This window comes from Veillonella dispar, assembly GCF_937975875.1.
GTDB classification, from domain to species: Bacteria; Bacillota; Negativicutes; order Veillonellales; family Veillonellaceae; genus Veillonella; species Veillonella dispar_B.
In genome coordinates this window covers 1-9,984 of record NZ_CALJSP010000144.1, presented here as the reverse complement: position 1 = coordinate 9,984, position 9,984 = coordinate 1, and the positions used below count along the sequence as shown (strand labels likewise).

The 9,984-nt window shown below is 39.7% G+C and carries 7 protein-coding genes, 1 tRNA gene and 1 pseudogene; 1 reads left to right on the top strand and 8 read right to left on the bottom strand.

Annotated features, from left to right (window positions below):
• Window positions 1–246 (top strand): annotated as a pseudogene (locus Q7P05_RS06995) (hypothetical protein); the annotation flags it as partial.
• Window positions 247–378: 132 nt separating this feature from the next.
• Here the strand turns inward: Q7P05_RS06995 and Q7P05_RS06990 are convergent.
• From Q7P05_RS06990 to Q7P05_RS06955, 8 genes are all read right to left on the bottom strand, one after another.
• A complete protein-coding gene (locus tag Q7P05_RS06990; protein ID WP_303931318.1) occupies window positions 379–1,602 on the bottom strand; it encodes an MFS transporter in 1,224 nt (407 codons plus the stop codon).
• Between the two features lie 133 nt (window positions 1,603–1,735).
• A tRNA-Ser gene (locus Q7P05_RS06985) sits at window positions 1,736–1,824 on the bottom strand.
• Window positions 1,825–2,010: 186 nt separating this feature from the next.
• On the bottom strand, window positions 2,011–2,964 hold the full coding sequence (locus Q7P05_RS06980) for a magnesium transporter CorA family protein (protein WP_287513718.1): 954 nt from the start codon (window positions 2,962–2,964) through the stop codon (window positions 2,011–2,013).
• A 303-nt stretch (window positions 2,965–3,267) separates the two neighbouring features.
• Window positions 3,268–5,400, bottom strand: a complete 2,133-nt coding sequence (locus tag Q7P05_RS06975; protein ID WP_303931316.1) for a cation-translocating P-type ATPase — start codon at window positions 5,398–5,400, stop codon at window positions 3,268–3,270.
• Between the two features lie 255 nt (window positions 5,401–5,655).
• On the bottom strand, window positions 5,656–7,188 hold the full coding sequence (locus Q7P05_RS06970; RefSeq protein ID WP_369680434.1) for a glycine betaine ABC transporter substrate-binding protein: 1,533 nt from the start codon (window positions 7,186–7,188) through the stop codon (window positions 5,656–5,658).
• Window positions 7,189–7,360: 172 nt separating this feature from the next.
• Window positions 7,361–7,693, bottom strand: coding sequence for a YolD-like family protein (locus Q7P05_RS06965; protein WP_060923691.1), 333 nt, complete (start codon window positions 7,691–7,693; stop codon window positions 7,361–7,363).
• Between the two features lie 80 nt (window positions 7,694–7,773).
• Complete coding sequence (locus Q7P05_RS06960; RefSeq protein ID WP_303931312.1) at window positions 7,774–9,057, bottom strand: DNA repair protein; 1,284 nt, start codon at window positions 9,055–9,057, stop codon at window positions 7,774–7,776.
• 244 nt (window positions 9,058–9,301) lie between these two features.
• Entirely contained in the window at window positions 9,302–9,727 is a 426-nt protein-coding gene (locus Q7P05_RS06955; RefSeq protein ID WP_303931310.1) for a hypothetical protein, read from the bottom strand.
• Window positions 9,728–9,984: the final 257 nt, after the last annotated feature.

Below are 9,984 nucleotides of genomic sequence, written 5' to 3'. Positions count from 1 at the left end.
GGTGTTCAACCACCACCAGGCGTATACAAACCGCTAAACCAATTAGAATCACCTTACACTTCTAATCAACCACGGTTAACACCATCTAAACTAGGTGTATATGGTCCTGTCCCACCACCACCGCCTCAAGGGCCAAGACCGAGTGACTGGATTCTTGATATTCAAAATCAAGATATGCCAGATCCTAATACACCTATGAGTGAATGGAGACCGCAACCGGACTATCACGCACCACAAAAACCATAGGCAATATAACTAATATAAAAACGAAAGAGACTGAATAGCTCCTTACCTTAGGAGAACTGTTCAGTCTCTTTTATTTCATATTCTTTTTGTTTCTATACAGTCAGATGAACGTATTATATTAATGCTTTCACATTATTTAAGACGTACAAAGAACAATGCGATAGCACCAATAACAGGAGCGATGGCAAGAGTCATCAATGCAGATTGATAACTACCTGTAGCAGTTAACATGCTACCTAAAATCATAGGTGCCAACATAACACCGATTTGGTTAAATAAGTTTACAAATCCTGCTGTTGTACCTCGTAAATGAGGTGCTGCGGATTGAATTACGAGAGCATTGGTCAATGCACTATGCATGAAAGCGCCAATACCAAGGATTGGACCTGTTATAAAGAGCATATCTGGATTTGTAGTGCTCGCAAAGAGGATCAATGCTGGTGCGAATAAGAACATAACAAGCGCTACTAAATGGTTTTTCTTAATCGGTAAGATATCCGACAAGATACCGATGGTCGGCTTTGCAATAAGGGCTGCTAAACCAAAGGCAGACATTACATGACCTGCATAGATAGCATTAACGCCGAGCTGTTTAACCATGTACAGATTTGACCATTGAGCCACGGCCCACGTAGCACCTGTAGCAAAGAAACCTGCAAAGGCAAGGCAGCAAATGTTGCGATTTTTTAAAACATGTAGCAAATTTTCCTTTAAAGAAGTCTTTTCGCCTACATGAGCAGATGTGGCACTCGCCTCTGCTTCTCGTTGTGCCAAGATTTCAGCACTTGGTTTACGAACCGTGAAATAGCTAAGAATGAAAACAAGGATTGGTAATACAGCTGTTAAAAGGAAAGCATTTTGCCAACCATAATTGGTTGCTACATATGGTGCGTAAAGGTTTACAGTGGTCAACCCAAGGGATGTACAGGACATAAAGATACCCACTGCAGCACCACGTTGATTAGGACCAAAATAATCCCCAATAGCACTTAAACAAGATGCTTGTACTGGACCAGATACGATCCCCAATAAGAAGCGCAATACCCAACCATAAGTATAATTATCGATGGTACTCATCAATGCCGTAATAACAGCCATGGCAAGTAAGCTCACTAAAATAGTATAACGGTAGCCAATGCGATCCGCTAAGATACCACCTGGTAAAACCATGATGGCATAGCCCATATAAAAGGCGGATAAATAGGCCGTACCCATTTGAGGCGTAAAACTCAACGCTTCATTAACAATAGGCATTAAGGACGCCCAAGATAAACGCATAACAAAGCTAATCAAAAATGTTAGCCACACGCTGACAAGAATTAAAATCTGAGTTCGTGAGAAACTAAGTCGATTCATACGAGCTCCTTTCTACAGAATAAAAACATATAAAGTAATCATACTATAAATACAGGGTATTTTACAAACTTCAAAGATTAACAAAATACAATAAAAAGCCCTCTAGGCATAACCTAAAGGGCTTTCTAAATTGTGGCGGAGAGGGTGGGATTCGAACCCACGGCCCCTTGCGGAGTCACTGGTTTTCAAGACCAGCTCCTTAAACCACTCGGACACCTCTCCATAACGGTATTATTATATCAGATTGGCCTAACAATAAGCAACAACGTAATATAGAGCAAGAAAAAAGCTGGCTCAAAGCCAGCTTTTTCCATGTGTATTTAATGTTGAATAAAGTTTTCAACTATTTACTATCAAATTATGCTTTCATCTATTTGCTACGGAATTAAGCATTCAACAACTCTCATATTAGAACAAGTCTTTTTTCCACATCCCAATAATGGCAATAATAGAGCAAAGTAGTGCAATGCCTACAACCTCATAGAATCCATTTGGATCTTCTTGGAATGGCAATGGCACGTTTGTCCCCCACAAGCTAAATACGATGGTTGGTACGGCCATCGCAATAGTTAAAGTAGCCAACATTTTCATAACCAAGTTAAGGTTGTTAGAAATAATGGATGTAAAGGCGTTCATCATGTTCATCAAGATATTGGAGTACATTTCAACCATCTCGATGGCCTGTTTATTTTCGATAATAACGTCTTCTAGTAAGTCCTCATCCTCTTCATACATTTTGAGGAGGTGTTTATAGGAGCTATGACCACGCAAGCGCAATAGACGTTCCATAACGGTACCATTTGTGCGCAATGCAGAGGTAAAGTATGTCATGGATTTCTGTAATTCCAACAATTGGAAGAAGTCTTTATTCTTTGTAGTATGACGCAATTGGACTTCAATATCGTCAGTACGGCGGTTGATTTGTTGCAAGTAGCGCAAGAACATAGTTGCTGTGCGATACAAGATTTGGAACAAGAAACGCGTCTTTTTGTATGTATAGAACGTAGAAATCTGATTAGAAATGAACGGATACAATACTTCAGATTCTTCGAGGCAGACCGTAATAAAGAAGTCTGGCGTCAAGAAGATACCAAGCGGCACTGTATCATACATATCGTTACCGCGGATAACCGGAATATTAATAACGATAAAGATGTAGTTATCCTCTAACTCCACGTGAGAACGTTCTTCCATATCGAGAGCGGTCTTTAAAACGTCCGTTGGGATTTCCGTCAAAATATTGATAAGGGATAACTCATCGGGGTCTGGGTTCACCAAATTTACCCAAGAACCTTTTGTGGCATCTGATACAGTGCTGTCTGAAACTAACTCTTCTTCTATGTGTTTGTACACCGTGATCATGCTATCCCTCCTTCCAACGAATTTATAGTAATCATCTAATAAATTATATACTATTTTATAGCTATTATTCAATTCAATTGTGAAAGTTTTGTGTATCTAGAACATACATATACAGTTTTATGTCTATTTATGATGTACAAATGTATATAGTAAAAGTATCGTAAATGTTTAATCCACGCAATAAAATAACCTCTAAGTTAGTCAGTTACTAACCTAGAGGTTATTTATATCCGCCCTAATCATTCAGATTAGGAGAATGTAATTTATTTCGTTCCTCTACAGAGCTATAAACTCTGCTTTCACCTAATTACGGCGCAAGATACGAACAGAGTTCAAGATACAAAGGATGGATACGCCAGTATCGCCAAATACGGCCCACCACATGGATGCATAGCCCATGAGACCAAGTGCCATGATAAGGATTTTTACAGCAATAGCGAATACTACGTTTTGCCATGCAACGCGCAATGTCGCCTTGGACAAGTCAAGGATATGTGCAATAGCAGTCAAGGACGGACGCATGAATACAACGTCTGCCGCTTCGATAGCCGCATCAGCACCACTACCCATCGCGCCACCAACATCAGCACCAGCAAGTACTGGAGCATCATTGATGCCGTCCCCTACAAACATAGTTGGACCATATTCAGAGCGAATATCTTGTACTACGGATAATTTATCTTGTGGTAACAATTGGGCGCGAACAGCACTTACACCAGTTTCTTTAGCGATGTAATTTGCACTTGCTTCAGCATCGCCTGTAAGCATAACAGTTTTAATATCTTGACCATTAAGATCAGCGATAGCCTCTGCGGAATCAGGACGCGCTTCATCGGCGATGATGATGCGACCAAGGTATACATTACCTTCTGCCACAAGAACCTCTGTACCATATTCAGCAGCTTCTGTTGGATAGCCTTGAACATTATAGCGTTCCATAAGACGACGGTTACCAATAAGTACTTGTTGACCATCAGTCATACCCACCATACCTTCACCAGCTAACTCTTGAACGAAATCAGAAGGTTCCACTGTAAGGCCTTGATCTTTTGCTTCAGACACGATGCTTGTTGCAATTGGATGAGTAGATACAGATTCGATAGCTGCAGCCATGGATAACAATTGACTGGAACTTACATGAGAGCCTACAGTTTCTACGCTGTGAACTTTGAACTCACCAGATGTGATAGTACCAGTTTTATCAAGAGCTACTGCTTTCACATTAGCCAACGCCTCGATAACTCGACCACCTTTTAGCAAGATACCGTGTTTAGACGCATTGCCGATACCGGAGAAGAATGCAAGTGGCACGCTAAGCACCAATGCACATGGGCAAGAAATAACGAGGAATGTTAAGGCTGTGTAGATCCATTTATGCCATTCACCAGTAATAAGGGATGGAATGATAGCTACAGCCAATGCAAGAGCTACAACGATTGGTGTGTATACGCGAGCAAAACGCGTAATGAAACGGTCGATTTTAGGTTTAGAAGATGCTGCATTTTCCACGGCATCAAGAATTTTAGTAACCATGGATTCTTCAAGAACCTTATCTACACGCATCGTAATGCGACCAGATTCGTTGATGCAACCAGACATAAGTTGAGTGCCAGGTACGGCGCGAACAGGAACAGGCTCACCTGTTACAGGTGCTGTATTAACGCGTGTTTCACCTTCAAGAACTGTACCATCTAGAGGGATTAAATCACCAGGACGAACTTCGATAGTCCAGCCTACTTCAACCTTTTCAGGAGCCATAACTACGATTTCACCACCGCAGTCTGTATCTACAACCCGCACCTCTTGAGGACGCATATCGACAGCGTTCATGATTTCTGTACGACTACGATCAGTTGCTTTTTCTTCGAAGAACTCACCGATACGGTAGAACAAGATAACGCCTACTGCTTCAGGCAATGCATCGATAGCAATAGCGCCCAATGTAGCGATAGACATCAAGAAGTTTTCATCGAACACTTGGCCTTTTAAGATATTTCGACCTGCGATGCGCAATACTGGGAACGCAAGAAGAATATACGCAACATAGTAAATTGGAGTCTCAATACTCTCTGGCAAGCTGATAGATGGGACAAAGGATGACAAAACGTCATAAATCATAAATAACAAGCCTGCTACGATGACTGCAATTGTTACAGCATCACCACCACGATCCTGGTCAGGACCATGATCATCCATAGCCGCTTTAGATTTACGCTCGTAATCGGCTACGGTTACACCCTCTTCAATGGCATCACAAATGTCTTGAATGTCACGTTTGAGAGCTTCACGGTCTTCCCAAGAGCCGGTTAATTTTAATTGATGTGTAGCAAGTGTGAAATTTGCAGTCTCTACCACATCCATTTTACGGATACGATCTTCAATTTTTGCTGCGCAGTTCGGACAGTTCAAATTCTTCAACAACAATGTTTCTTCCATGATATCTCCTTTGATAATAGTTAAAGCTTCTATCCTGTATTGTAAATTAATAGGTAATATTTTTCTAATACTTATTAGACATATCTTGTTTCATATCTTGTTATATATGTTCCTAAACATTTTTCATCAGATATTTTCATTTATATGAATACCTGTTCATATGTTTATATTACATCAAAGGAGATTAATTGTCAATATAAAATCATATTCAACATATATTAAATTTTATTTACTTTAGTTCTAACTATATTCACCTTATATCAAATTTCGTTCTACCAGGAATTTATGTGCTACATCAGCTGGCAGTTGGTGTTCCGTTTCAACGGCGTAATTCATCTTCGCCATCTCTTGATCTGTAATCGTATGATTCAAACTTTCTAATACAGGGCGCAGTTCAGGATGAGCAATCAATACTTCGCTACGCACCACATTACCAGACATATAAGATGGATATAAATGTTTATCATCTTGTAACACCGTAATCGGTGTAATACTTAATTGACCATCAGTCGTGAATATCGGCATTGCATCCACCTCATCACGACCAATAGCCGTATATTTTAGCCCTATATCCATATCTTTAGTAGCTTTAAAACTCATGCCATACACGCGTTGTAATCCAGCATAGCCATCTTCACGTCCAAAGAAATCATATTCCCCTCCTAATGTTAGGGATGGTGCTATACAAGCAAGATCCGAATACGTTTTTACGCCATAACTCTGAGCAATTTCATTACGCACTCCTATGCCATAGGTATTATTAAAACCGTACATGCCGACCCACTCAAAATTATATTTCTCTTTATAGGCCTGTGAAAGCTCATTAAATAGACTTTCATCATACGTATCTGTACGTTTTAGCACAGCAGACCAAGCCGTACCAGTATATTCAGGATATATATCAAATTGGCCAGAAAGCATAGCTGGTTGAATATTTGATGTACCACCACCGACACCTTCTGTAACCTCTACGGTTAAATCAGTCTTCTTCTCGATTAATTCTTTTAAGATATTCCCCAAAATAAGCTGTTCAGTCATAGGCTTCGTTGCAATATGAATAACATCAGTCTTCACATGATGGCAATACATAGCCCAGCCACCTATACCCATCGCAATTATCGTCATAATCGAAACAAATATAATCGTATAGCGCTTCATATGAGGGCTAATACGTGTTACTCTTTCACCTAGAGAAAAGAGAGCATCAACGGTAATGGCTAATAGGGCAATCAGTAGACTGCCTGCAATTGTCAAAGCACTTTGATTCGTTGTAATCCCCCTATAAATCGCCACACCTAAGCCACCAGCACCAATAAAAGATGCAATACCTGTCAAGGCAATGGTCATAACGAGCATAGTCCGTATACCAGCCATAATAGTCGGCATAGCCAAGGGAATCTCTATATTCCACAAACGTTGAATCCGCGTGAGCCCTAACGCAATTCCCGCTTCACACATAGCTTGATCAATTTGGTTAAGACCAGTAAATGTATTTCGTACCATCGGTAATAAGGCATAGATAACCAATGCAATGATAGCGGTCGTATTACCAACACCCGATACATACAACAAAAGGCCTAACATCGATATAGATGGAATCGTATATAGGAAATTAACCACTACCATAACGGGCGCAGCTAGCCGTTTATATTCGTATATAAACACACCCAATAATCCACCGATGATGGTAGCAATAACAGAAGCTAATACTGAAATTTCTATATGTTCCCATAACAACTGGAGGAAAAAATCATAGCGATTGATAAGTAATGATATGACCTCATGCATTACAGATACCGCCTTTCTCATAAAACAATACAAAGAGTATATATAGTCATATAACAGCTAATCATATAGGGTATTTTTATACGAGAATATAATTAAATTACAACCCTTTTCATCATTGTATACCGAATCACACCTTAACTCTAGCCCTTAAACCATATATAAAGACAACTCTTTATATTGTCATATCATACAGATTCAATTCCTTAATAGATCTAAAGGGAATATCTATGCCTTGAACAGATATAATTTGCATTTGCGCACTAATCATATCAACAGCCCCTATAAGCTCTGTATATCTTTGTTTATTGTAGTAAACAATTCGCACCCATTCTCCGCAATGTATAGTCTGTAAAACCTTATTTAACTCATCTACTTGATCCTCCGATAGCTCTACACGATGCTCTTTAGGCCGTGCCACAGCTGCCAGTAATACTTCAAATCCCTTTAATGCCGCAAAGGGCATAAATTGTTTCGCCCGTTGTAAACGAGACATACGATGTTTCATTAATGTATACCTCCCCTTATGCGACTAATCTATTTTCAATTGTATTCTTCGTTCAATTGCCATTGTATCCATTACACTATTTATTCCCCATTATGGCCACCTACCAAGGTATTTCTAAAGCGCATTGTCCCTTCATCTTGCAAGCTAGAGGCACGTAAAATAGCATTTTTACCGAACTGCTCCTTGATAGATAACATCGCCTCATGTACTTGCCGCTCCTTTTCCTCTTCCTCCGTCGCAAGAGAGCTGAATAAATCTACCTCCTGAGGTATAGCAGAGCGATTGACTAAATCCTCAAAGCTTACGCCTATACGCCGTATAAGTTCATTTTTATGGCAATGTTGTTCATATAATTTAATTACTGCCGTCGTTAATGCTTGCAATGAATCAGTGTACTGTTTAAGCTTTTTAGAACCTCCAGTAGAGCGCACCATATCATCTGCATAGCCAATATGAACATGAATATGGTTCGTAACCCCTTTGATTTGTAAAAGCTCTAATACCAAGGACTCCACCATTTCTCGCATAGGCACGTACGCCTCTTCGTAAGTATAGTTACGCAACAAAATCTGGCTATGCGAGATAGAATGCTTAATAGGACGATACGCATGGATATCTGCAATCGTACAAGGCTCACGGCCCCACGCATGATCGATAATAAGCTCTGCATTAACGCCAAACTCCTTATACAACTTAGCCTCTGGCACCATGGTGATACCATGTAAATCATAAGCACCATACTTGTGCAAACGATTGGCTATACCCTTACCAATCTGCCAAATATCGGTCAACGGCTGATGATACCAAATTTTCTCTTTAAATAGACTTTCATCAAGATACCCTATAAAGTCAGGCGCATGTTTTGCGAGGATATCGAGGGCAATTTTGGCGAGAAATAAATTCGTTCCAATCCCAACAGTAGCGTAAATGTTAGTCGCCTTGAGCACCGCATCAAATAACATCTGTGCTAGCTCACGAGGCGTTTTCTTATAAAGCGGTAAGTAAGGCGTAATATCAATGAAATACTCATCGATAGAGTACACATGCACATCCTCCGGTGCCACATACTTGAGTAATGTTCCATAAATCTGAGCAGACGCCTGCATATACCGCTTCATATGAGGCTTTACCGTTAAATATTCAATATGTGGAGGAATCTCAAAAAGACGACTGCGATTCTTAACGCCTAACTTTTTTAAGGCCGGTGAAATAGCCAATGTAATAGCCCCTTTGCCACGAGACCCATCGGCTACCACCAAAGGCGTTGTAAACGGATCCAGCCCCAAATCGGCGCACTCCACAGACGCGTAAAAACTCTTCAAATCAATGCACATATACATTCGATCCGTATCAGCTGAACCCATACAAACACCTCCTCAAACCGCTAAATAACTAGACTCTACAAGAAATATAAAACTAGACTCTACAAGAAATATAAAAATAAGAATTTCTATGATTAGTATAACAAAAATACAGAGTATTTTCAAACATATGTTTGTTTTTATAAAGGTAAATTTATAGAAAAATAAAAAGCACCTAACACTAGATATATAATCTAATGTTAGATGCCTATGTATTTAACACATTATTAAATATAGCTATTTATTTCTATCTAACAAAATCCAACATCCCCAAAAATATCCACATTCCTAATGCAATTGAAACAAGGCCATACACAATAGTTACCCTTACATTATCTATACTTACTTCTCCATTTTTTGCAAGCACACCTGTCGGACTAAATAGAACTACAGGTCCACCGATTGGTCCAAAAGGAATATAAAACTCTACACTTTCAGCAGTATGAGTCTCACCATTCAAGATATACTTAATATCATAACCATAAATATATTTATCCATACCACGAGCAAATGGTATTTCCTTTATAACTCGTGGAAGTATAGACACAATCGTTACTGGAGTTCCATTGCGACGTAATACAAATCGTTTGATAATTAAATACAACCCACTAAGTATTAACCAAAGAGCCACACCCCAGAAGTAAAATACAAAAAACTCTAAGCCGCTATCCATCACGCGCTCCTTTCCCAGCAATACACTGAAAACTATCTAGTTCTATTATATATTGATGGGACTTATTTTGCTAACGTACTACAAAAAGAGCACCACCTATCGAGGGGCGACTTACGCGTCGTTTGGAGCCACGAAATAGGTGGTGCTTTTTTGTAACTAAGTTGTCGAAATAAAGTCGGGCCCCATCAATATAGGCACCCCACGATAGTTTTCATTATTGTTCCGGCCCCATGTCTCGGAATTCCACGTCTCTAAAT